22 protein-coding genes are annotated in these 21,441 nt (G+C 65.5%); 16 read left to right on the forward strand and 6 right to left on the reverse strand.

What is annotated here, in order from left to right:
- Positions 1 to 285 precede the first annotated feature (285 nt).
- The 6 genes from MUU56_RS03720 (at position 286) to MUU56_RS03745 (ending at position 5,100) form a co-directional block, all read left to right on the forward strand.
- Positions 286 to 1,050, forward strand: a complete 765-nt coding sequence (locus MUU56_RS03720; RefSeq protein ID WP_244765944.1) for an SDR family oxidoreductase — start codon at positions 286 to 288, stop codon at positions 1,048 to 1,050.
- On the forward strand, positions 1,047 to 3,098 hold the full coding sequence (uvrC, locus tag MUU56_RS03725) for an excinuclease ABC subunit UvrC (protein WP_244765945.1): 2,052 nt from the start codon (positions 1,047 to 1,049) through the stop codon (positions 3,096 to 3,098). The genes MUU56_RS03720 and uvrC overlap by 4 nt, the downstream gene beginning before the upstream one ends.
- Positions 3,099 to 3,165: 67 nt before the next feature.
- On the forward strand, positions 3,166 to 3,633 hold the full coding sequence (locus MUU56_RS03730) for a hypothetical protein (protein ID WP_244765946.1): 468 nt from the start codon (positions 3,166 to 3,168) through the stop codon (positions 3,631 to 3,633).
- A 155-nt stretch (positions 3,634 to 3,788) separates the two neighbouring features.
- Positions 3,789 to 4,373, forward strand: a complete 585-nt coding sequence (pgsA, locus tag MUU56_RS03735; RefSeq protein WP_244765947.1) for a CDP-diacylglycerol--glycerol-3-phosphate 3-phosphatidyltransferase — start codon at positions 3,789 to 3,791, stop codon at positions 4,371 to 4,373.
- Between the two features lies 1 nt (position 4,374).
- Positions 4,375 to 4,629 carry a molybdopterin converting factor subunit 1 gene (gene moaD / locus MUU56_RS03740; protein WP_244765948.1) on the forward strand — a complete coding sequence of 85 codons (255 nt, stop codon included), beginning with the start codon at positions 4,375 to 4,377 and terminating at the stop codon, positions 4,627 to 4,629.
- Positions 4,630 to 4,632: 3 nt separating this feature from the next.
- Positions 4,633 to 5,100 (forward strand): molybdenum cofactor biosynthesis protein MoaE, encoded by a 468-nt coding sequence (locus MUU56_RS03745; RefSeq protein ID WP_244765949.1) that lies wholly within the window; start codon positions 4,633 to 4,635, stop codon positions 5,098 to 5,100.
- A gap of 187 nt (positions 5,101 to 5,287) precedes the next feature.
- On the opposite strand, the gene MUU56_RS03750 is transcribed toward MUU56_RS03745, so the two are convergent.
- Positions 5,288 to 6,184, reverse strand: coding sequence for a branched-chain amino acid ABC transporter permease (locus MUU56_RS03750; protein WP_244765950.1), 897 nt, complete (start codon positions 6,182 to 6,184; stop codon positions 5,288 to 5,290).
- A 119-nt stretch (positions 6,185 to 6,303) separates the two neighbouring features.
- Between MUU56_RS03750 and MUU56_RS03755 the strand changes: the two genes are divergently transcribed.
- The 3 genes from MUU56_RS03755 to MUU56_RS03765 are packed head-to-tail and all read left to right on the forward strand — an operon-like array spanning position 6,304 to position 8,829.
- Entirely contained in the window at positions 6,304 to 6,858 is a 555-nt protein-coding gene (locus MUU56_RS03755) for a CGNR zinc finger domain-containing protein (RefSeq protein ID WP_244765951.1), read from the forward strand.
- Complete coding sequence (locus MUU56_RS03760; RefSeq protein ID WP_244765952.1) at positions 6,855 to 7,361, forward strand: hypothetical protein; 507 nt, start codon at positions 6,855 to 6,857, stop codon at positions 7,359 to 7,361. The genes MUU56_RS03755 and MUU56_RS03760 overlap by 4 nt, the downstream gene beginning before the upstream one ends.
- A gap of 58 nt (positions 7,362 to 7,419) precedes the next feature.
- Positions 7,420 to 8,829 carry a hypothetical protein gene (locus MUU56_RS03765; RefSeq protein ID WP_244765953.1) on the forward strand — a complete coding sequence of 470 codons (1,410 nt, stop codon included), beginning with the start codon at positions 7,420 to 7,422 and terminating at the stop codon, positions 8,827 to 8,829.
- 71 nt (positions 8,830 to 8,900) lie between these two features.
- Here MUU56_RS03765 and ndk read toward each other — a convergent pair whose 3' ends face one another.
- The gene (ndk, locus tag MUU56_RS03770) at positions 8,901 to 9,323 is read right to left on the reverse strand and encodes a nucleoside-diphosphate kinase (RefSeq protein WP_064329673.1); all 423 of its coding nucleotides are present in this window, start codon (positions 9,321 to 9,323) and stop codon (positions 8,901 to 8,903) included.
- 105 nt (positions 9,324 to 9,428) lie between these two features.
- A complete protein-coding gene (locus MUU56_RS03775; protein ID WP_244765954.1) occupies positions 9,429 to 10,118 on the reverse strand; it encodes a glutathione S-transferase family protein in 690 nt (229 codons plus the stop codon).
- A 132-nt stretch (positions 10,119 to 10,250) separates the two neighbouring features.
- On the opposite strand from MUU56_RS03775, the gene MUU56_RS03780 reads away from it, so the two are divergent.
- From MUU56_RS03780 to MUU56_RS03800, 5 genes are all read left to right on the forward strand, one after another.
- Entirely contained in the window at positions 10,251 to 10,760 is a 510-nt protein-coding gene (locus MUU56_RS03780) for a DinB family protein (protein WP_244765955.1), read from the forward strand.
- Between the two features lie 198 nt (positions 10,761 to 10,958).
- The gene (locus MUU56_RS03785; protein WP_244765956.1) at positions 10,959 to 11,243 is read left to right on the forward strand and encodes a hypothetical protein; all 285 of its coding nucleotides are present in this window, start codon (positions 10,959 to 10,961) and stop codon (positions 11,241 to 11,243) included.
- Positions 11,244 to 11,432: 189 nt separating this feature from the next.
- Positions 11,433 to 12,515: a GGDEF domain-containing protein gene (locus MUU56_RS03790; protein WP_244765957.1), complete on the forward strand. Its 1,083-nt coding sequence runs from the start codon at positions 11,433 to 11,435 to the stop codon at positions 12,513 to 12,515.
- Between the two features lie 89 nt (positions 12,516 to 12,604).
- Positions 12,605 to 14,491: an ABC-F family ATP-binding cassette domain-containing protein gene (locus MUU56_RS03795; protein WP_244765958.1), complete on the forward strand. Its 1,887-nt coding sequence runs from the start codon at positions 12,605 to 12,607 to the stop codon at positions 14,489 to 14,491.
- Positions 14,492 to 14,579: 88 nt separating this feature from the next.
- Positions 14,580 to 15,407 (forward strand): polysaccharide deacetylase family protein, encoded by an 828-nt coding sequence (locus tag MUU56_RS03800; protein ID WP_244765959.1) that lies wholly within the window; start codon positions 14,580 to 14,582, stop codon positions 15,405 to 15,407.
- A 6-nt stretch (positions 15,408 to 15,413) separates the two neighbouring features.
- Here MUU56_RS03800 and MUU56_RS03805 read toward each other — a convergent pair whose 3' ends face one another.
- Positions 15,414 to 16,256, reverse strand: a complete 843-nt coding sequence (locus MUU56_RS03805; RefSeq protein ID WP_244765960.1) for a GNAT family N-acetyltransferase — start codon at positions 16,254 to 16,256, stop codon at positions 15,414 to 15,416.
- A 249-nt stretch (positions 16,257 to 16,505) separates the two neighbouring features.
- Between MUU56_RS03805 and MUU56_RS03810 the strand changes: the two genes are divergently transcribed.
- The gene (locus MUU56_RS03810; RefSeq protein ID WP_244765961.1) at positions 16,506 to 17,612 is read left to right on the forward strand and encodes a TRAP transporter substrate-binding protein; all 1,107 of its coding nucleotides are present in this window, start codon (positions 16,506 to 16,508) and stop codon (positions 17,610 to 17,612) included.
- Between the two features lie 241 nt (positions 17,613 to 17,853).
- Here MUU56_RS03810 and MUU56_RS03815 read toward each other — a convergent pair whose 3' ends face one another.
- Positions 17,854 to 19,626 (reverse strand): TRAP transporter large permease, encoded by a 1,773-nt coding sequence (locus MUU56_RS03815; RefSeq protein WP_244765962.1) that lies wholly within the window; start codon positions 19,624 to 19,626, stop codon positions 17,854 to 17,856.
- Positions 19,623 to 20,198 (reverse strand): TRAP transporter small permease subunit, encoded by a 576-nt coding sequence (locus MUU56_RS03820; RefSeq protein WP_244765963.1) that lies wholly within the window; start codon positions 20,196 to 20,198, stop codon positions 19,623 to 19,625. The genes MUU56_RS03815 and MUU56_RS03820 overlap by 4 nt, the downstream gene beginning before the upstream one ends.
- A 247-nt stretch (positions 20,199 to 20,445) precedes the next feature.
- Between MUU56_RS03820 and MUU56_RS03825 the strand changes: the two genes are divergently transcribed.
- Positions 20,446 to 21,372 (forward strand): Gfo/Idh/MocA family protein, encoded by a 927-nt coding sequence (locus tag MUU56_RS03825; RefSeq protein ID WP_244765964.1) that lies wholly within the window; start codon positions 20,446 to 20,448, stop codon positions 21,370 to 21,372.
- The last annotated feature ends 69 nt before the right edge of the window (positions 21,373 to 21,441 follow it).

The raw sequence follows: 21,441 nt of genomic DNA on the forward strand, positions 1-21,441 counted from the left end.
CGGTTGAGCGGAAATTGAATAAAGATTGAGGAATTGAAAGAGCCAAAATGTGAAATGATTGTGGCAGCGAGGCGGCACAAATTGGATGTGACTTTTGCGCACCAGGCGATTTATTAACCATAAAATCAATAAGTACAAAAATCGGTAAAATATACTTCAAATTACTTTGAAGTCGCTTTTGCAGTTAATTTTTCTGCAACCAATTGTCATGGGGGAGTTTAAGCCTGCGCCGGGATGTCTATATCTTGGGCCGGTTAATCAAATGAATCGGCAGGACGGAATTTCGTGAACAAGCCCCCCAGGACGGCCCTCGTGACGGGCGGCGCGAAACGCATCGGCAAGGCCATCGTGGAAGACCTCGTGGCACACGGTTTCGCCGTCGCCATCCATGCCAACACGTCCCTGGAAGACGCCGAGGCGATGGCCCGCGCCTTCAATGCCGGCGGCGGAAGCACCGTCGCCGTGCAATGCGACCTTGCGGACGGGGCGGCCACAAGCCGGCTGATCGGCACGGCGGCGGACGCCCTCGGCCCTATCGGCCTCCTCGTCAACAACGCCTCGCTCTTCAAGCCCGACACCGTGGAGGCATTCGACGATGCGCTGTGGGAGCGGCATTTCGCCGTGCATGTGAAGGCGCCGTCGATCCTCGCGCGCGATTTCGTGCGCCAGCTTCCCGAGGGCGCACCGGGTTCGATCGTCAACATCATCGACCAGCGCGTCTGGAACCCAACGCCGCGCTACTATTCCTACACGCTCTCCAAATCAGCGTTGTGGATGGCGACCCGCACCATGGCGCAGAGCTTTGCCCCGCGCGTGCGCGTCAATGCCATCGGCCCCGGCCCGTCGCTGCCGAACGAGCGGCAGGACGAGGCCGCCTTCCAGGCGCAGGTGGAGGGCCTGATCCTGCGCCGCGGGCCCGGTCTCGACGAATTCGGCCGCACAGTTCGCTTTTTGTTCGACACGCCATCCATTACCGGGCAAATGATAGCGCTCGACGGCGGGCAGCATCTCGCCTGGGAAACACCCGATGTCGGGGGAATAGCCGAATGAATGGCCGGAAGGTGGAGGATGGCGGCATCCTCTATGACGAGAACGAGACGGACGACGAGGACGAGCTGCAGGAATCTCCCGCGGCGACGGTCGCCGTCGCGCCCGGCATCGCCACTCCGGGGATCGACTGGAACGAGGGCGGCGACGTGCCGGAGGGCGTCATCGGCGCCGAGCTGATCCAGCTCTTCGTCAAGCGCCTGCCGAACAGCCCCGGCGTCTACCGCATGTTCAACGCGGCGGGCGACGTGCTCTATGTCGGCAAGGCGCGCAGCCTGAAGAAGCGCGTGACGAACTATGCGCAGGGCCGCGGCCACTCCAACCGCATCACGCAGATGATCCGCCAGACAGCGAACATGGAGTTCGTCACCACGCGCACCGAGACCGAGGCGCTGCTCTTGGAGGCGAACCTCATCAAGCGCCTGCGCCCGCGCTTCAACGTGCTCCTGCGCGACGACAAGTCCTTCCCCTACATCCTCGTGACGGGCGACACGCGCGCGCCGGCGATCTTCAAGCATCGTGGCGCGCGCAGCCGCAAGGGCGACTATTTCGGCCCCTTCGCCTCGGCCGGCGCGGTGGGCCGCACGATCAATTCGCTGCAGCGCGCCTTCCTCCTGCGCACCTGCACCGACAGCGTCTTCGAGACGCGCACGCGGCCCTGCCTGCTCTACCAGATCAAGCGCTGTTCCGGCCCCTGCACCCACGAGATCCGCGATGCGGACTATGCGGAGCTGGTGCAGGAGGCGAAGGATTTTCTCTCGGGAAAAAGCCAGAAGGTGAAGGCGCACATGGCCGCGGCCATGAATGACGCCGCCGAGGAGCTCGATTTCGAGCGCGCCGCCGTCTATCGCGACCGGCTGGCGGCGCTCAGCCATGTCCAGAGCCACCAGGGCATCAACCCGGCCGGCGTGGAGGAGGCCGACGTCTTCGCCATCCACCACGAGGGCGGCATCTCCTGCATCCAGGTCTTCTTCTTCCGCACCGGGCAGAACTGGGGCAACCGCGCCTATTTCCCGAAGGCCGACCCGCAGCTTTCTGGCAGCGAGGTGCTGAACGCCTTCCTAGCCCAGTTCTACGACGACAAGCCCTGTCCCCGGCAGATCCTGCTTTCGCAGACCGTCGAGGAAATGGACCTGCTCAGCCAGGCGCTTTCCGAGCGCTCGAACTACAAGGTCGCCATCTCCGTGCCGCAGCGCGGCGAGAAGAAGGACCTTGTCGACCATGTCGTCGCCAATGCCCGTGAGGCGCACGGCCGCAAGCTGGCGGAGACGGCCTCGCAATCGCGCCTGCTGGATGGTTTCGCCGCCACCTTCAAGCTGCCTTACGTGCCACGCCGCATCGAGATCTACGACAACTCCCACATCATGGGCACCAATGCCGTCGGCGGCATGGTGGTGGCGGGGCCGGAAGGCTTCGTGAAGGGGCAGTACCGCAAGTTCAACATCAAATCGACCGACATCACGCCCGGCGACGACTTCGGCATGATGAAGGAAGTGATGACCCGGCGCTTCTCGCGCCTCATCAAGGAAGAGGGCCTGCCGGACCGCAGCGCGGACCAGGGCGCGGACGCGGCGGACCTCCCCTTCCCCGCCTGGCCCGACGTCATCCTCATCGACGGCGGCCAGGGCCAGATGACGGCGGTGCGCGCCATCCTCGAAGAGCTCGGCATCACGGACCAGGTCATCGCCATCGGCGTCGCCAAGGGCGCCGACCGCGAGGCCGGGCGCGAGCGCTTCTTCATGAAGGGCCTTGCGGATTTCTCCCTGCCGCCGCGCGATCCCGTGCTCTATTTCGTGCAGCGCCTGCGCGACGAGGCGCACCGCTTCGCCATCGGCTCGCACCGGGCGCGGCGCAAGAAGGAGATGGTGAAGAACCCGCTCGACGAGATCGCCGGCGTCGGCCCGACGCGCAAGCGCGCCCTGCTGCAGCATTTCGGCACCGCCAAGGCCGTCTCCCGCGCGGCGATGGCCGACCTGATGGCGGTCGCCGGCATTTCGGAAAGCGTCGCGCGCATCGTCTACAACCATTTCCACGACGACGCGGCGGGATAGCTGGCCCGGCCTGCCGGCGGGTGCTAGGGTGCCCATACGGCATTCCTTCATTCGAGAGCGAGGCGCCATGACCGTCTTCCGCAAGATCGTGCCCTTCGGCCTCTGCCTTCTCGCAACGGCCGCCATCGCGCAGACGCAGGTCGGCGATGCGCAGATGCTGGGCGTCAGCGGAACCTGCGCCGAGCTCGTTGTCGGCGACCTCCGGTTCAGCGAGGCGTGCTCGCAAAAGCTGCTCAACGTCACCTATCCGAACGGCCGCGTCGGCTTCTACTTCGTGCTCGACGACGGCCGGATCGTCACCTTCACCGGCATGGACGGCGACAATCCGACGCCGGATACGGACGTCATCAACCTCGACAAGGTGATCGTCAGCCGCAAGGACACGCCGGACCAGCCGGATGTCTTTCCGGCAACGGGCACCTGCGGTTTCGGCAATCCGACGAAGGGGTCGGCCACGATTGCCTGCGAGGGCACGCTGTCGGACGGCAAGCGCTTTTCCGCCGCCTTCACGACGGACGGCAAGCCGCCGACATGAGCCCGCCGGCCCCGCAGAATTCGCGGCGTTTTCCGCGAATGGCCGCGACATTCGCCCACGCTCCGTAAATTCGCCAAGAATTGCCGGAAACAAAGGTTGACGGCGCTGTCACAAAGACCTCATCTAGCCGCAAACCTGTCGAGACTGAAGAATCCATGGCTTCCCGCGCATACAGCATACCCAACCTCCTCACCTACGGCCGTATCGTGGCCGTTCCGCTGATCGTTCTCTGCTTCTTCGTCGAAGGGCGGCTGGAATCGTCGGACTTTGCGCGCTGGGCGGCCTTCTGGCTGTTCGTCGTCGCCTCGATCACCGACTACCTCGATGGTTACCTCGCCCGCATCTGGAACCAGACGTCGAATATCGGCCGCATGCTCGACCCGATCGCCGACAAGCTGCTGGTCGCCTCGGTTCTGCTCCTGATGGCCGCGGACGGCACCATCGCCGGCTGGACGATCTGGGCCGCGATCATCATCCTGTGCCGCGAGATCCTCGTCTCGGGCCTGCGCGAATATCTCGCCGACCTCAAGGTCAGCGTGCCCGTCACGCGCATCGCCAAGTGGAAGACAGCGATCCAGATGTTCGCCATCGCCTTCCTCTTGGCCGGCCCCGCCGGCGACAAGATCCTGCCCTACACGACCGAGATCGGCATCACCCTGCTCTGGGCCGCCGCGCTCATCACCATGTATACCGGCTACGACTATTTCCGCGTCGGCCTGAAGCACATCGTGGACGAGTGAGATGACGAAGCTCGTCTATTTCGCCTGGGTGCGCGAACGGATCGGCAAGGGCGAGGAGGAGATCGACCTGCCCGCCTCCGTCAGGACCGGCGGCGACCTGCTCGCCTATCTGAAGACGCTCGGCGAGGACTATGCCCACGCGCTGGAGCATGAGAAGGTCATCCGCATCGCGATCAACCAGGAGCATGTCGAGCACGACGAGCCCATCCTCGATGCCCGCGAGATCGCCCTCTTCCCGCCGATGACGGGAGGCTGAGCGATGACCGGCGACGTCCCGGTCGTCGTGCGTGTCCAGACGGAGGATTTCGACGCCGCCGCGGAAGCCGCCCGCCTTGCCGCCGGGCGGCGCGATGCCGGCGCCGTCGTCACCTTCACCGGCCTCTGCCGCGACGAGGGCGGCAGGCTTTCCGCGCTGGAGCTCGAACATTATCCCGGCATGGCCGAGGCCGAGATCGGCCGCATCTGCCGGAAGGCCGTGGAGCGTTTCTCGCTTCTCGGCATTACCGCCATCCATCGTGTCGGCAAGATCGCGCCGGGCGAGAACATCGTGCTCGTCATCGCGCTCGCCCCGCACCGCCACGCCGCCTTCGACGGCGCCTCCTTCGTCATGGATTTCTTGAAGACCTCCGCTCCTTTCTGGAAGAAAGAGCACTTTGCCGATGGTAGCGAGGGCGGCTGGGTGGATGCCAAGGAAAGCGACGACAGGGCGCGGGAGGCGTGGTCGTAGCGGAAATCCGCGCCATGGTGTGCCATGTCGCGTGGATCCTCGGGTCGAGCCCGAGGATGACGCCAGAAGGCAGGGCATACAGACCAGCCATGTTGCCTTTTGCCGCACCGTTTGACGGTCAGGCAACCTCTCCTCCTCTCCGTCATCCTCGGGCTCGACCCGAGGATCCACCCGCACGGCACACCCTCTACGGCACCGGCCGCTCCCGCCGGAAAATGACCAGCAGCAGGACGAGCGCGGAAAAGATCACCAGGTCGCGCCATAAGAATTCGCCATAGGCGCTCCACAGCGTCTCGGCGAGACCCATGGCCGCGCCGCCGAGGGCGGAGAGCAGCGGCGTGCCCGCCCCGCCGATGGCGGCGATGAACAGCACCTTCACCCCGAAGACGAGGCCGCCGCCGAAATCCATGTTGCCGTAGTAGGAGACGGCGAGGATGCCGGTGAGGCTGGCGATCAATGCCGCCAGCGCATAGGCCGAAAGGTAGACGCCCGCGGTATCGACGCCGCAGAGTTCCGCCGCCTGCCGGTCCTCGGAGACCGCCCGCCAGCGCCGGCCCCAGGCGGAACGGGCGAGGAAGACGTGGCCGGCAAGGACGATGGCGGCCATGGCCGCGGTGTTCGCCAGTTGCAGCACCGTCAGTGCGACAGGAAAGGCCGGATCGCCCCACAGCACGACCGGCGTGTTGAGGAAGGGCGGCAGCCAGAGGCTGCGGGTGTCCGCGGCGAGCCGCGCCGTCTCCATCAACACCAGCACGACGCCGAGCGCGGCGACCACCACCGTATTGTCCGAGGAGAAGGCGAGCGGGCGCATGACATGGCGCCCGACGACGAGGCCGGCGCCGACGCCGTAGAGCAGCGCCACGACCGCGCCGAAGCCGAGCGCGGCGGGCAGCACCAGCCACAACCGGTCCCAGCCGTAACCGGAAAACAGGATGAACATCTGCGCGGCGAAGGCGAAGAGTGCGCCATAGGCGACATCCGCCCGGCGCGTCACGGCAAAGGCGATCGAATAGCCGAAGGCGAGTGCCGCATAGAGCGCGGCAACGGGCGCGGCATTGGCGATCTGCTGGAGGAAATAGGCCATGGCGGTTCCGGGCTTTCCCGCATTGTCACGCACGCCTCCCGGGAAGCCACTGCCTGCCCTTCTGGAACCGTGCTGGAAATTATAACTGGCAAAAAGACTTTTACCAGTTAGAATATCGCATGACCTTTTCCTGGACCCCGCATCGTTTCTCCGGCGGCGCGCTCGCCCTCGATGTCGCCAATTCCGTGGTGCTGCGCGGCGATCCCGATCGGCGGATCGACCGTTTCGCCGATCCCGCCATCATGGACGCCTTCCCCGCCGGGGCGGACAGGCACGGGGCGGAGCATGCGCGTTTCGGCCCGCTCGAGGCGGTGAGCGAGGATGGACGCGCGGGGCTGATCGCGCTGCGCGAGGCGATCGACCGGCATTTTCGCGCCGAAGTGCGAGGCCATGGGACGCCGGCGCTGCTTGCCGACCTCCTGGAGGCCATCGCCGCCACGCTGCGCCGCTCGGGCAACCGGCCGCGGGCGCTCGATACCGCGACGGCGCGCTCCGCCCTCCTGCTGCTGGCACATCCGGAGCCGGAGCGGCTGAAGATCTGCCCGAACTGCCATTGGCTCTTTCTCGACCGCAGCCGCAACCGCTCGCGCGCCTGGTGCGACATGGCCGTCTGCGGCAACCGGGCAAAGGCCAGCCGCCATTACCACCGCAACCGCGAGGAGACACGGCCATGAAAAAATCCTGGCTGATCCTGCTGCCGCTCCTGCTCGTCCTTGCCGCCTGCCAGCGCGAGGCGGGAACCGATCCGCTGAAGCTGACGGGCAAGATGTTCGTCTTCAACTACCGCCTCGCCTATGCCACCTACATGGTGACGCTCGACCGCACCGCGCCGGTGCCGGAAGGTTCCGTGGTGCGGGCCGAGTTCGAGAATCCGGCGGGCGGCGCGCCGCTGACGCTGGAGCGCAAGCTGTTCGCCAATCTCACCCGCGTCGCGCTGGAGAGCCCGGACATTTCCTGCGTGAAGAAGGGCGTGCCCTACAAGGTGGCCATCCAGGTCGTCGGGCCCGACGGTGCGGTGCTGCAAAGCCTGGAAACCCAGGTCACCTCCAGTGCCGACCAGAGCATCCTGCCGGCAAAGGCCCTGGTCGTCGGTCCCGGCTACGACAGGAATCCGGAGGTGTTCAAGGACGGCAAGACGCCCGCGCATTTCGAAACGGCGACGTGTCCCGCCAGCTGACGAATATTCGCCAGGGATCGCGCGTTCCATCCAAAGCTGCTCCCGGAGGATCGGACACATGCGTTTCCTGGCTGCCCTGGCTTTCGGCTTTTTAGTGTTCTCCCCTGCGGCCCATGCCGAGGAGGCAGCGGCCTGTCCGGCAAAGCCCGTAATCCTTGCCTTTTCGGATACGGTACTGGCGGACCGGGAGAAACTGCCGCGCTTGAAGGCGCGGGGTTTCGGGGCGGAAGCGGCCTATCTGAAGATCCGCTACGGCGGGCTTTCCATGGACGAGGCGACAGCCCTCGCCCACGGACTGCGCGATGCCGGCGTGCGCGAGGCGATCGATCTTGCCGGCGCCCTCGATGCGGCGCGCGACGGGTTCGATGCGCTGGGCGATGCCGATCCGGTTCAGCTCAACGGGCTGATTTCCACCGTGCGTGCGATCCTGCTGCATGGGGATGGCGACAGGTTGCTGGCCGCGATCGCCGGCCTGCCGCCGGAGCGGCAAGTCTCGCTCAGCGGGCGGATCGTGCCCGCCATCGCTGACCGGCCCGATGAGGAAAAGGCCAAACTCGCCGCATCGGCGGGCCGCCACAAGCTGTTCTTCCTTCAGGCAGGGCTCGTTGCGAGCCAGCGCGACCCGAATGCCTGGCCGGTCTTCGTTGCAGGCTTTCCCGACACGACCAGGCTTGCGGACCTGACGCAGCTCTGGAGCTGGGCGCCGGCGCTCGTCGGCAGTCCGGCCCTGCCGCGGCTTCCGGTGCCTGACGCCGCGGCCCAGGCGACGCAGAAAAGCCTGCACACCGTCTGGATCGCGGCGGCGAAGGAGCCGGAACGCGATTTCCTGATGACCTATGTGAACCAGACCGGCGATATCGCCTCGACAGCAAAGGTGGCAGAGGTGGTTCTGGCCGAGATCACGGCCGGGCGGGTCAGGCCGGAGGGTCTTCTCGATCCGGCATGGCTGGTGGCCTACAGGGCTCTTCGCGCCGCAGGGCCCGATCCCGCCGTGGTCGACTCGACGCTCGAAAGCATACCCATCAATACGCGCCGCGTCGTGCCCCGGACCGGCAATGTCTCGGTACGGGACCTCATCGACCGGGTCGTGGCGATCGACACGCTCGCTCCCTACCTCGCCGGCAAATCCGATGTCCCTCCGGACATGCCGATGGACATCAGCCTGAAATTCCAGGCGGAATGGCCCTTGTGGGTGGAGCTTTCCAAATCCCTGAAATCCGTGCCGCTGACACCGCTCGCCAAAGACCCGGTCAAGGCGCCGATCGTCGCGGAACTGCTGTTTGCCGGCGGCGATCATGCGCGCCTTGCCGATTTCGTCCTTGCCGTCGAGCCGGTCGAAACAAGGCTTGCCCTCGCCACGGATCTTGCAATTCGCCTCGATCGCGGCTGCCGGAGCTATCTGCGCCACCCGGCCGAAGCGCTGCTCCTGGCCGGCCAGCCGCTCTTCAAGTTCGATCCGGCACAATGAAAAACCGGAGCCTATCGGCTCCGGTTTCCAAATCACGTCAAAGGCTTCCGGCCGGAGCCGGACAAACCGATTCAGCCGACGATTTCGGTGTCGGAGAACCAGTACTTGATTTCCTGGGCAGCGGTTTCCGGAGCGTCCGAGCCGTGAACCGAGTTCTCGCCGATCGACAGGGCATGCGTCTTGCGGATCGTGCCCTCGTCGGCGTTGGCCGGGTTGGTGGCGCCCATGACTTCGCGGTTCTTCAGGATGGCGTTCTCGCCTTCCAGGACCTGGACGACCGTCGGGCCGGAGGTCATGCCTTCAACGAGCTCGCCGAAGAACGGACGCTCCTTGTGAACGGCGTAGAAGCCTTCGGCTTCGCGCTTGCTCATCCAGACGCGCTTGGAAGCAACGACGCGCAGGCCCGCGTCTTCGAGCATCTTGGTGATCGCGCCGGTCAGGTTGCGCTTCGTCGCGTCCGGCTTGATCATCGAAAAGGTGCGTTCAATCGCCATTTTCCCGTTTCCCTTGGTTTTCCGGTGAAAGTGGCCGGTTCCATAGCCGCCAACGCCCCGCAAAACAAGAGGGGCGCCGCGATTGGCGCCGTCAGCGGCAAAGTTTCACGCCGCCGTCACACGGTGGCCGACGCCGCCGTGCAGGTCGAGGCAGCGGGCGAACCAGCCGGCGACGGGATCGCCCTCCTCCAGCACTTTCGTGCCTGCCGTCGTGCGCAGCCACTGCAGCGCGCCGAAGACGATGTAATCGGGGAAAAGCGGGCCTTCACCGCCGATGAAGGGCTGAACCTTCAGCATGTTGCGCAGCGGCTGGAGCTTCTTGGCGAAGCCCTCGACCTCCGCCTTGCCGGCCGCCGCGATGTCCTCCAGCGAGGCGCCGAGGCGCTCCTCGCGGCTGCGGCGGAAATAGACCTGGTCGGCGGGCTCCAGCAGGTTGTGGATGTCGAGGATGGCGATACGGGTGACGGCCATGTGCAGGGTGGATTGCGACCAGTTCTCGATGAAGCGGGCCATCGCCTTGCCGCCCTCCCCGCCGAACAGCGACGGCCGGTCGGGATAGGCCTCGTCGAGATAGAGGGCGATGTCGAAACTGTCGCGCACCAGCCGGTCGCCGTCGCGCAGGAGCGGCACCGTCGCCGTGCTGCCGCCCTCGATGGCCGGGATCTCGGTGAAGCCGACCGGGACCGTCTCGTAGGCAAGGCCCTTGTGGGCGAGCGACATCACCGTCTTCCACACATGGGGCGAGAACTGGCGGGTCCGGTCGGCGCCGGAAAGCGCGTAGAGCAATCGGGTCATCAAAGCCTCGTTTCGGTTTGCCGCCATTGGAGCGCAGGACGGCGCCGTGCGCAAATCAGATAATTTCATGGGTGACATTCACGCGGCCGATGCGCGCTTCGGCTATAGTTGCGGCAGATCACGGAGACAACGATGCTCGACCACTACCGCATGTTCGCCGCCTACAATGCCTGGGCCAACCGCACGCTTTACGCCGAGGTCGGCAAGCTCGACGACGAGGCCTTTCGCCGGAACCTCGGCGCCTTCTTCGGCTCGCTGCATGGCACGCTGAACCATCTGCTCGCCGCCGACCGGATCTGGATGAAGCGCTTCACGGGCAGCGGCGATGCGCCGGCACGCCTCGATGCGATCCTCCACGAGGATCTTGCCGGCCTTGCGGCGGCGCGGCAGGCGGAAGACGCACGCCTGATCGCCTATACCGATTCGCTTTCGGAAGCGGCGATCGCCGCCGATTTCACCTATAGCCCGCTCACCAATCCGGCGGTCATCACCCACCCGCTCGGCCCCGCCCTCACCCACATGTTCAACCACCAGACCCACCATCGCGGCCAGTGCCACGCCATGCTGACCATGGTGGGCGGACCGAGCATCACGCTGGACCTCATCTCCTTCGTGCGTACCGAGGGATCGAAATTCCTATAAATTTTAGGGTGAGTGACCCTTCCTGTTCCTGCAATAGTGGTGATACAGTTGCACGGTATGGGAGCGCTCGGCATCGATTTTGGGGGCTGCTCCGTCCTGTCACCCAAGTGACAGGCACGGGCGATCGGTAATGGGATAGTCGCTGCCATCGGGGCTGGTGCGGGACGGCACAGGCCTCTCCTGAAAGAGGGAAGAACAATGGCAAGAACGACCGAAGAGTGGGCAGCCCTGCTCGGCAGTACGCTTTGCAAGATGGCACGGGTTTACGGTACCGATGCCCCGAATGCCTACCTGCCGGAGGAGTGCTATCCGGTAATCGAGAAGACCTTCGAAGTGGCGCTGAAGGAAGCCCGCGCGGAGGGTTATGCGGCAGCGATGCGCGAACTCCAGCAAAATCGCGCGCCCCGCAGCAAGGAACCGGCCCGTTCGACCGTGATCGGGCAGGTGATGCGGGTGATCCCGCTCGCCCGGCGGACGGCATGAGGTCCTGAACCATATCCCCGTGCGGCGGCGTCCGCGTGATGCCGCTGCACCCCGCGCAAGCGGGCTTGCGCATCGTCAACTTTGACCTGAATCTTTCTTCAGCACACGTAAAATTAACCGTGCAATCCGATAGTTACGCCGACCTTCCCCGAGCGCTGGCCCCGCCCGCGCGCCACCCGACGGCGTTTCATGAGCAGCAAAGACAGCACCACCCCGAAAGACACGCAGCCCGCCGTTCCGCCGATCACGGCGCGCATCGCGCATGTGATGGCCAATCTCGGCATTGCCGGCCTGCCGCGCAACTACGAACTGCTTTTCGAAGCGCTGAACGGCAATGCGAGCGTGGCGCGCGAGATCGCGGCGCTCGGCAAGGCACCGGAACAGGCAGCGCTCGATTCGATCGCGCTGCGCCATTCCCTGCCCAGCCACAATGTGCTGGCGGCAGGCCAGGCGGCGGGCGAAGCGGTGCGCGTGCTCGCCGAAATCTCGAGCGCGGCGGAAACCAGCCGGCGCAATCGCGCGGCCGCCCTGCAGGAACTGGAGGAAATCGCCGCCCGCATGCGCAAGGACCCGGTGCTCGGCATTTCCGACTTTTCCAACGACACGGTCCGGCTGCTGTCGATCCTGCGCGACATCCTTGGGGCCGACCGCGCGTCCACCGCACGGCTGGAGGACCTGCAGGCCCATCTCGATGGCCTGCGCTCGGGCCTTTCCGTCAGCCGGGAAGCACTGACCCATGACCCGGTGACCGGCCTTGGCAACCATGCCGCGCTGCTCGGCCGGCTGAAGGCCTTCTTCCAGGCGGAGGCGGCCAACGCGACCTCGGCCCTTTTGATGTTCCGCGTCGAACAGCTCAGGGAATTCGCCGAGAGCCATCCGGCGGGCGCTGCGGAAAAGACGCTGAAGCGGCTTGCCGCCATCTTCCGCCGGTCGGTCAAGAAGGAGGATTTCGTCGCGCGCACCGGGCCGGACGTCTTCTGCCTGCTGCTCTCCAATGTCAGCCGCGAGATCGCCGTGACGATCGCCCGCCGCATCGCCGTGCGCGTTGCGGAAAAGCCCTTCCCCTTCATGGACCGGGAACTGCCGGCCGGCTTCCTGACCTTGACGGCCGGCGTCTCCATGAGCGACGCGGCCAGAACGCCGGCCACGTTCTACGACCAGGCGGAACAGGCGCTCGCCTATGCGGGCGACGCCGGCATTGCGCTGCGCATCTATTCGGCGGAAGTCGCCGATCGGGCCGGCCGGGCCTATCGCGGCGGCGCGGCGGCCTGACGCCGCCGCCTTCCCCGCTTTCTGTTTTGACGCCATTTCGGGCGCAAAACCGCTTCGCACTTTCGCTGGAATTGCTCTATAGACCCGGCATGATCACGATTTCCGGCCTCACCGCCCGCGTTGCCGGGCGTCTCCTCATCGATAACGCCTCCCTTTCGCTGCCGAGCGGGGTGAAGGTGGGTCTCGTCGGCCGCAATGGCACCGGCAAGTCCACGCTGTTCCGCGTCATCACCGGCCAGCTTGCCGCCGAAGCCGGCAGCATCTCGCTGCCGAAGAACGCGCGCATCGGCCAGGTGGCGCAGGAGGCGCCGGGCACGGACGACCCGCTGATCGAGATCGTGCTGGCCGCCGACAAGGAGCGCGCCAGCCTCCTGAAGGAAGCGGAAACGGCGACCGATCCGCACCGCATCGCCGAAATCCAGACGCGCCTCGGCGATATCGGCGCCCATTCGGCGGAAGCCCGCGCGGCGAGCATCCTTGCCGGCCTCGGCTTCGACCACGAGGCGCAGCAGCGCCCGGCAAAGAGCTTTTCCGGCGGCTGGCGCATGCGCGTGGCGCTGGCGGCGGTGCTGTTCTCCGAGCCGGACCTCCTGCTGCTCGACGAGCCGACCAACTATCTCGACCTCGAAGGCACGCTATGGCTGGAAGACTATGTGCGGCGCTATCCGCACACGGTCATCATCATCAGCCACGACCGGGATCTCCTCAACACCGCCGTCAACGCCATCGTGCATCTCGACCAGCAGAAGCTGACCTTCTACCGCGGCTCCTACGACCAGTTCGAGCGCCAGAAGGCCGAGGCCGACGAATTGCAGATGAAGGCGAAAGCCAAGAACGAGGCCGCGCGAAAACACCTGCAAAGCTTCATCGACCGTTTCAAGGCCAAGGCCACCAAGGCCAAGCAGGCGCAGAGCCGCGTCAAGGCGCTGGAGCGCATGGGCACGGTCGCCGCCGTCGTCGAGACGCATGTCCAGCCGATCACCTTCCCGGAGCCGGAGAAGCAGCCGGCCTCGCCGATCGTCGCCATCGAGGGCGGCGCGGTCGGCTATGTGCCGGGCAAGCCGATCCTGAAGCAGATCAACCTTCGCATCGACAATGACGACCGCATCGCCTTGCTCGGCTCGAACGGCAACGGCAAGTCGACCTTCGCCAAGTTCATCTCCGGCCGGCTGGAGGCCGAATCGGGTGCGGTGAAACGCGCGCCGGGCCTCAAGATCGGCTTCTTCGCCCAGCACCAGCTCGACGACCTCGTTCCCGACCAGTCGCCGGTCGAGCATGTGCGCAGGCTGATGCCGGAGGCGCCGGAAGCGAAGGTGCGCGCCCGCGTGGCGCAGATGGGGCTTGCGACGGAGAAGATGTCGACACCCGCCAAGGATCTTTCCGGCGGCGAGAAGGCGCGCCTCCTGATGGGCCTTGCGGCCTTCGACGCACCGAACCTGCTCATCCTCGACGAGCCGACCAACCATCTCGACATCGACAGCCGCCGCGCGCTGATCGAGGCGCTGAACGACTACGAGGGCGCCGTCATCCTCATCTCGCACGACCGGCACCTCATCGAGGCGACCGTCGACCGGCTCTGGCTGGTCAACAACGGCACGGTGAAGACCTTCGACGGCGACATGGAGGAATATCGCAGCCTCATCGTCCAGTCCGGCAAGAAGGACGACCGGGAGAAATCCGCCTCCAACGGCGGCGAGGCCAGCAAGGCGGACCTGCGCAAGGCGAATGCCGACCGGCGCGCCCAGCTCGCCCCACTGAAGAAAAAGATCAATGAAATCGAATCCCTGACGGCGAAGCTGCAGAAGCAGATTCAGCTTCTTGACACGGAACTTGCAGATCCGGCGCTCTACGAGAAGAGCCCGGCCAAGGCGGCGGAGAAGGCCAAGCTGCGCTCCATGGCGGTCGACAAATTGAACGATGCCGAGGAACAGTGGCTGGAGCTTTCGGCGGCGTACGAGGAGGCGATGGCCGGGTAACGCGCCTTCCTCCTCAACCGCCGCAACGCTTCGTTAACCATGATTTGACAAAAGTTCTCGCAAGATCATTGCCTTGCGAGTGCACCCGATGCGTTGCCGTCTGCTTCTTGCCGCGTTGGCGGCCCTCTCCGTTCTTGCCGGCTGCAACACGACCAAGCCGCGCCCTTCCGCCCAGACCGCCTTTGCCGAGACCGGGACGACGAAGAAGCTCGACGCGGACGATCCCGTGCCGATGTCGCCGGCCCGCTGGGCCGGGCATACGGGGCTTGCGGGACGGACCCTTGCCGTCGCCTCGCTCGGCGACCTGAAGCTGAAGCACAAGGAGGTCGTGCTGACCTTCGACGACGGCCCCGTGCCCGGCCGCACCGAGGCGATCCTCGACACGCTCGACCGCTACGGCGTGAAGGCGACCTTCCTGATGGTCGGCCAGATGGCGGACGCCTATCCGGCGATCGCCCGCAAGGTCGTCGCGCGTGGCCATACCGTCGGCAGCCACACCTATCGCCACGCCAACCTGCGCTACCTCGCCTTCGAGGCGGCGATGGCGGAAATCCGCAAGGGCGAAAAGGCCGTGGAACGCGCCACCGCCCGCCGGCCGGATTTCTTCCGCTTCCCCTATCTGGCGGATACGTCGGCGCTGCGCAGCGCCGTCGCCCGGCGCGGCACCATCATCATGGACATGGACGTCGATTCGAAGGATTACTTCAAGGTGACGCCCGCCTCCGTCGCGAGCCGCACCATGCAGGGCCTGCGCAAGCGCGGCCGCGGCATCATCCTGATGCACGACATCCACAAGCGCACCGCCACCGTGCTGCCCTCGCTGCTCGCGCAGCTGAAGGCGGAAGGCTATTCGGTGGTGACGCTGCGCCACACGGGCGACGCCGGGACGCAGCTGCTCGCCATGGCCGGCCGATAAGGCGGCTCAGCCGAGCTCGAAGGTCGTGATGCCGTAGATATGGCCGAGCGGCAGGTCCGGCGCCGTGCCCCGGTACATGCGCGCCGTCTCGAAGACCGGCGAGAGACCGTGGCGCACGCACAGCGCCTTGGCCTCGGCGTTCGGCGCGGGAATGTCGAGAAAGATCTCCCCGCCGCCGACGGTGGCGACCAGCGCCCGGAAGATCAGCTCGGCGCCGACATCGGTGTCGGAGAACAGCGGTCCGATCTTGAAGCCTTCCCGGCAGGCGCGGATCGTGCCGTAGCCGGAAATGCCGGTGCCATGCAGAAGCGCCACGCTCTGGCGCGTCTCCTGCTCCTTCAGCCATTCGCGCAGGAACGCCTCGCGGCGTGCCGGATTGAAACGCGCATCGTAGTCGACGATCAGCGGCATGTGGACCGGGGAAACCGGCGTCAGCCGCGAATCGGCCGGCATCGGGCTCTGCACCCGGCCGCCATGGCGGATATTGGCATGGGCATAGGCGAAGCCGGAGCGGCGATAGTTCTCCTGCTGGGTGACGACGCCGTCGAGCCCGACGAGGCGCCCTTCCGCCAGATCCATCGCCGCGTTCCACAGGCGCAGGCCGACGCCCTGCCCGCGCACCTGCGGATGCACGATGTAGAAGCCGAGGAACGCGTAGTCCGCGCCGTAGCGCACGAGCGAGACCGCCCCCACGAGGCGCTTGTCCGCCTCTGCCACGAGATAGCCCTCGGGATCGGCCGCCCAGAACGGCGCGGCGTCGCCGAGACCCGGATTCCACCCTTCCGCTGCCGCCCAATCCAGAATGTCGACCAGTTCGTCGCGATAGGCCTTGCGAATCTCGATATCCATGGCGTGCCCTTGCCCGTGCCGTTCCACATCCAATCTTTCAACCGCAGCAAGGGCTGTCAACCTCGCGGACAACCGCCGGAAAAGCTCAAAAAACAGGCAGATAGCGACAAAACCCCGCCTAAGACGAAAGTCGTAGCAGAGGCTTTCACCTTCCTTGCCGCCTCGGCTTGAAACCCCCTTGCCGACATGGTTAGGTTTCCGCCGATGACAAAGGGCGGAAAACCACCGCCCGCCATTGGGAGGAAAACTATGGATCGTCGTTCATTCATGAAGAAGGCCGGTGTCGCCGGCGTGGGCGGTGCGGCCGCCACCGTGCTTGCGGCCCCGGCCCTCGCGCAGAGCAATCCGAAGATCAACTGGCGCCTCGCCTCCTCGTTCCCCAAGTCGCTCGACACGATCTATGGCGGCGCGGAAGTCCTGTCGAAATACGTGTCCGAAGCAACGGACGGCAATTTCCAGATTCAGGTTTTCGCCGCCGGTGAAATCGTGCCCGGCCTGCAGGCCGCCGATGCCGCATCCGCCGGCACGGTCGAGGCCGCACATACCGTTTCCTACTACTACTGGGGCAAGGATCCGGTCTGGGCCCTCGGCGCAGCCGTGCCCTTCGCGCTCAACGCCCGCGGCATGAACGCCTGGCAGTACCATGGCGGCGGCATCGACCTCTTCAACGAATTCCTCGCCACCCAGGGCCTCGTCGGCTTCCCGGGCGGCAATACCGGCGTGCAGATGGGCGGCTGGTTCCGCAAGGAGATCAAGACCGTCGCCGACCTGCAGGGCCTGAAGATGCGCATCGGGGGCTTTGCCGGAAAGGTCGTCGAGAAGCTCGGCGTCGTGCCGCAGCAGATCGCCGGCGGCGACATCTATCCCTCGCTCGAAAAGGGCACGATCGACGCGGCCGAATGGGTCGGCCCCTATGACGACGAGAAGCTCGGCTTCTACAAGGTCGCGCCCTACTACTACTATCCCGGCTGGTGGGAAGGCGGCCCGACGGTGCATGCCATGTTCAACAAGGCAGCCTTCGACGGCCTGCCGAAGGCCTACCAGTCGCTGCTGCGCACGGCCTGCCAGGCGACCGACGCCAACATGCTGCAGAAATACGACTACCTGAACCCCTCGGCCATCAAGCGCCTCGTCGCCGCCGGCGCGAAGCTCAGCCCGTTCAGCCAGGAAATCCTGTCGGCCTGCTTCGACGCGTCCAACGAGGTCTATGCGGAGATGGAAGCCTCGAACCCGACCTTCAAGAAGATCTGGGACTCGATCAAGGCCTTCCGCGGCGAGTACTACCTCAACGCCCAGATCGCCGAATACAACTACGACACCTTCATGATGATCCAGCAGCGCAGCAACAAGCTGTAAGCCCTGCCGGAGGACGACGTGAAAAACCCCGGGGCAGCGATGCCCCGGGGTTTTTTCTTGCCGATCGAACCGGTGGAATGCTCCTCATCCCGCTACCGCGACCTTCTCCCCGCAAGCGGGGAGAAGGAGATATGCCGCACTGGCCTGCGATTTTCGGGAAACCCTCGCCTCCTTTACCTTCTCCCCGCTTGCGGGGAGAAGGTGGCCGGCAGGCCGGATGAGGGGCGAGCGCGCCGCCGCCTCAGTTGAACGACGGCGGGCTCGACAGATCGGTCGCCGGTTTCTCTCCGCCCTCGGCCGGCTTCTGCTCGCCGCTGCCCTCCAGCGGGTTGCCGGCGGGAAGCTGCAGGCCCCCCGGCAGGCCGAGGCCGCCGCCATTGTCGGGCAGCGTCAGCCCCCCGCCGAAGCCGGGGACCTCGATCTTGATGGTCGCGGGATCCACGCCGCTGCCCTCGCCCTTGTAGTGCATGACCATGCCCGGGAAGAGGATGGTGAGGCCTACCATGACAATCTGGATGCCGACGAAGGGTACGGCGCCCCAGTAGATCTGCCCCGTCGTCACGGGCTGCATCTTCTTGCCCGTCACCTTGTCGAGATAGGGCACCTTGGCGGCGACCGAGCGCAGGTAGAACAGCGCAAAGCCGAAGGGCGGGTGCATGAAGCTCGTCTGCATGTTGATGCCGAGCAGCACGCCGAACCAGATGAGGTCGATGCCGAGCTTGTCGGCGGCCGGCGCGAGCAGCGGCACGATGATGAAGGCGAGCTCGAAGAAATCGAGGAAGAACGCCAGGAAGAAGACCAGCACGTTCACCGCGATCAGGAAGCCCGTCTCGCCGCCCGGCAGGGAGACCAGCAGATGCTCGACCCACAGATGCCCGTTCACGCCGTAGAAGGTCAGCGAGAAGACGCGGGCGCCGATGAGGATGAAGAGCACGAAGGAGGAAAGACGCGTGGTGGCGGTGAGCGCCGAGCGGACCACGTCCATGGTGAGCCGGCCCTTGGCCGCCGCCATGACGAGCGCGCCGACCGCGCCCATGGCGCCGCCTTCCGTCGGCGTCGCGATGCCGAGGAAGATCGTGCCGAGCACGAGGAAGATCAGCGCGAGCGGCGGGATCAGCACGATGATGACCTGCTGGGCCAGCCGCGACATCATGTTGATGTTGAGCGTCTTGTCCGCCACCGCGACGATGTAGATGAAGAGGACGCCGACGGTGCCGCCGAGGATGTCGGCGTTCTCGCCCTGCGTCGGATAGAGATAGATATGCGCCGCATAGGCAAAGCCGGCCGCGACGGCGAGCGCGATGGCCAGCGAGGTCACGCCCGAGCCGAGCGAACGCGCCTCCAGCGGCAGCGCCGGCATGGAGTCCCGCCTGAGGAAGGTCATCAGCAGGATGTAGAGCATGTAGAGCCCGGTCAGCACCAGCCCCGGAATGAGCGCGCCGGCATACATGTCGCCGACCGAGCGGCCGAGCTGGTCGGCAAGCACGATGAGGACGAGCGAGGGCGGGATGATCTGGGCGAGCGTGCCGGAGGCCGCGATGACGCCCGAGGCGATCGACCGGTCATAGCCGTAGCGCAGCATGATCGGCAGCGAGATGAGGCCCATCGCGATGACCGACGCGGCGACGACGCCGGTGGTGGCGGCAAGCAGCGCGCCGACGAAGATGACCGCATAGGCAAGGCCGCCGCGGATCGGCCCGAAGAGCTGGCCGATCGTGTCGAGAAGGTCCTCGGCCATGCCCGACTTTTCGAGCACGATCCCCATGAAGGTGAAGAAGGGGATGGCGAGCAACGTGTCGTTCGACATCACCCCCCACAGCCGTTCCGGCATCGCGTTCAGCAAGGGCCAGGACAGGTTGATCGAATCGGAGAGGGGCGCGAGCTCCACGCCGATGATGAAGAAGAGCAGGCCGTTCGCCGCGAGCGCGAATGCCACCGGATAGCCCAGCAGCAGGAACACGATCAGCGACATGAACATGATCGGCGCAAGGTTTTCCGCGATGAATTCGATCATGCGCCCTTCTCCTCTGCGATGACCGAATCGAGCGGCGCGTGCGTCGGCACGTAGGGCGTCGGGTCCTCCATATCGCCGCGCATGATGGCGATCTTCTTGATGATCTCGGAAACGCCTTGGAAGGCCAGAAGGACGAAGCCGGCCAACAGGATGGCCTTGGCCGGCCAGACGATCAGGCCGCCGGCGCTGGAAGAGCCCTCGCCCGAGCGGAACGACATCAGGACATAGGGAACGAGGAAGTAGACCATCAGCAGCACGAAGGGCATCAGGAAGAGGCAATGGCCGATGAGGTCGATCCAGTGCTGCACCCTGCGCGAGAACTTGCCGTAGACCACGTCGATGCGGATATGCTCGTTCTGCGCCAGCGTATAGGCGGCGGAGAGCATGAAGGCGCCGCCGAACAGATACCATTGTGCCTCGAGCCAGGCGTTGGACGATGTGTTGAAGACCTTTCGGACGACGGCATTTCCGGCACTGACGAGCACGGCGATCAGGATCAGCCAGCCGACGGCCTTCCCGATATTTTCCGTGATCACGTCGATGAGCCGGCTGAAGGCCAGCAGCGCTTTCATGAGAACTCCTCCCCGCTTGGTATGTTATTGCTTTGGTGCCAAGCACAGGCAGAGTGCCGATTTCAAGGCTCGTTTCAAGTCCGCGGCCCGGTTTTCCCGGCCTGAGAGCCTGCATTAGACGAAAGGCGAATACGGCTTCGGCCGCATTGCACAATCGATAGGCAGATATGCGCGCGCCGGCACCCTTGCCCCAACCGGCGGTTCTGCTACAACAGCGCCAAATCATCATACAAATGAGGGCGGAGCCATGTCCCCGATCAATCTCGCAATCGTCGGCGTCGGCAAGATCGTGCGCGACCAGCATCTTCCGGCCGTCGCGAAGAACGGCGACTACAGGCTGATCGCCGCGGCGAGCCGCCACGGCACGGTCGACGGCATCGACAATTTCACGTCGATCGACGCGATGCTGGCCACCGTTCCCGCCATCGAGGCCGTGTCGCTCTGCATGCCGCCGCAATATCGCTACGAGGCGGCCGAAAAGGCGCTGTCGGCCGGCAAGCACGTCTTCCTGGAAAAGCCGCCGGGCGCGACGCTGTCCGAGGTCGCCGACCTCGAATCGCTCGCCGCCGCGAGGGGCCTCACGCTCTTCGCCAGCTGGCATTCGCGCTATGCCCCGGCGGTGGAAGCGGCGAAGGCGTTCCTCGCCGGAACGACGATCCGCTCCATGCGGGTGATCTGGAAGGAAGACGTGCGCCACTGGCATCCGAACCAGGAGTGGATCTGGCAGGCGGGCGGCCTCGGCGTCTTCGACCCGGGCATCAACGCGCTGTCCATCGTCACCCATATCCTGCCGCGCCCGGTCTTCCTCACCGCCGCCACGCTGGAATTCCCGGAGAACCGCGACGCGCCGATCGCCGCAACGATGACCTTCACCGATGCCAGGGGCCTCGACCTTGCCGCCGAGTTCGACTGGCGGCAGACCGGCAAGCAGAGCTGGGACATCGTCGCTGAGACCGATGCCGGCGAGATGGTTCTGTCGGAGGGCGGTGCGAAGCTCTCCATCGACGGCAAGCTGGTGCACGAGGAGCCTGAGCAGGAATATCCGATGCTCTACAAGCACTTCGCCGAGCTGGTGAAGGCCGGAAAGTCCGACGTCGACCTCGCGCCGCTGCGCCACGTCGCCGACGCCTTCATGCTTGGGCGGCGGAAGTTCGTCGAGGCGTTCTACGATTGAGGCAGAGGTCGCCCCTCATCCGGCCTGCCGGCCACCTTCTCCCCGTAAACGGGGCGAAGGAGATATGCC

It is taken from the genome of Shinella yambaruensis (assembly GCF_022899355.1).
Taxonomy (GTDB): domain Bacteria; phylum Pseudomonadota; class Alphaproteobacteria; order Rhizobiales; family Rhizobiaceae; genus Shinella; species Shinella yambaruensis.

What these genes read in the sequence shown, in the direction of transcription:
- uvrC (WP_244765945.1), top strand. Translation starts at nt 1,047, where the DNA reads ATGAATGGCCGGAAGGTGGAGGATGGCGGCATCCTCTATGACGAGAAC.
- MUU56_RS03730 (WP_244765946.1), top strand. Translation starts at nt 3,166, where the DNA reads ATGACCGTCTTCCGCAAGATCGTGCCCTTCGGCCTCTGCCTTCTCGCA.
- pgsA (WP_244765947.1), top strand. Translation starts at nt 3,789, where the DNA reads ATGGCTTCCCGCGCATACAGCATACCCAACCTCCTCACCTACGGCCGT.
- moaD (WP_244765948.1), top strand. Translation starts at nt 4,375, where the DNA reads ATGACGAAGCTCGTCTATTTCGCCTGGGTGCGCGAACGGATCGGCAAG.
- MUU56_RS03745 (WP_244765949.1), top strand. Translation starts at nt 4,633, where the DNA reads ATGACCGGCGACGTCCCGGTCGTCGTGCGTGTCCAGACGGAGGATTTC.
- MUU56_RS03750 (WP_244765950.1), bottom strand. Translation starts at nt 6,184, where the DNA reads ATGGCCTATTTCCTCCAGCAGATCGCCAATGCCGCGCCCGTTGCCGCG.
- MUU56_RS03755 (WP_244765951.1), top strand. Translation starts at nt 6,304, where the DNA reads ATGACCTTTTCCTGGACCCCGCATCGTTTCTCCGGCGGCGCGCTCGCC.
- MUU56_RS03760 (WP_244765952.1), top strand. Translation starts at nt 6,855, where the DNA reads ATGAAAAAATCCTGGCTGATCCTGCTGCCGCTCCTGCTCGTCCTTGCC.
- MUU56_RS03765 (WP_244765953.1), top strand. Translation starts at nt 7,420, where the DNA reads ATGCGTTTCCTGGCTGCCCTGGCTTTCGGCTTTTTAGTGTTCTCCCCT.
- ndk (WP_064329673.1), bottom strand. Translation starts at nt 9,323, where the DNA reads ATGGCGATTGAACGCACCTTTTCGATGATCAAGCCGGACGCGACGAAG.
- MUU56_RS03775 (WP_244765954.1), bottom strand. Translation starts at nt 10,118, where the DNA reads ATGACCCGATTGCTCTACGCGCTTTCCGGCGCCGACCGGACCCGCCAG.
- MUU56_RS03780 (WP_244765955.1), top strand. Translation starts at nt 10,251, where the DNA reads ATGCTCGACCACTACCGCATGTTCGCCGCCTACAATGCCTGGGCCAAC.
- MUU56_RS03785 (WP_244765956.1), top strand. Translation starts at nt 10,959, where the DNA reads ATGGCAAGAACGACCGAAGAGTGGGCAGCCCTGCTCGGCAGTACGCTT.
- MUU56_RS03790 (WP_244765957.1), top strand. Translation starts at nt 11,433, where the DNA reads ATGAGCAGCAAAGACAGCACCACCCCGAAAGACACGCAGCCCGCCGTT.
- MUU56_RS03795 (WP_244765958.1), top strand. Translation starts at nt 12,605, where the DNA reads ATGATCACGATTTCCGGCCTCACCGCCCGCGTTGCCGGGCGTCTCCTC.
- MUU56_RS03800 (WP_244765959.1), top strand. Translation starts at nt 14,580, where the DNA reads ATGCGTTGCCGTCTGCTTCTTGCCGCGTTGGCGGCCCTCTCCGTTCTT.
- MUU56_RS03805 (WP_244765960.1), bottom strand. Translation starts at nt 16,256, where the DNA reads ATGGATATCGAGATTCGCAAGGCCTATCGCGACGAACTGGTCGACATT.
- MUU56_RS03810 (WP_244765961.1), top strand. Translation starts at nt 16,506, where the DNA reads ATGGATCGTCGTTCATTCATGAAGAAGGCCGGTGTCGCCGGCGTGGGC.
- MUU56_RS03815 (WP_244765962.1), bottom strand. Translation starts at nt 19,626, where the DNA reads ATGATCGAATTCATCGCGGAAAACCTTGCGCCGATCATGTTCATGTCG.
- MUU56_RS03820 (WP_244765963.1), bottom strand. Translation starts at nt 20,198, where the DNA reads ATGAAAGCGCTGCTGGCCTTCAGCCGGCTCATCGACGTGATCACGGAA.
- MUU56_RS03825 (WP_244765964.1), top strand. Translation starts at nt 20,446, where the DNA reads ATGTCCCCGATCAATCTCGCAATCGTCGGCGTCGGCAAGATCGTGCGC.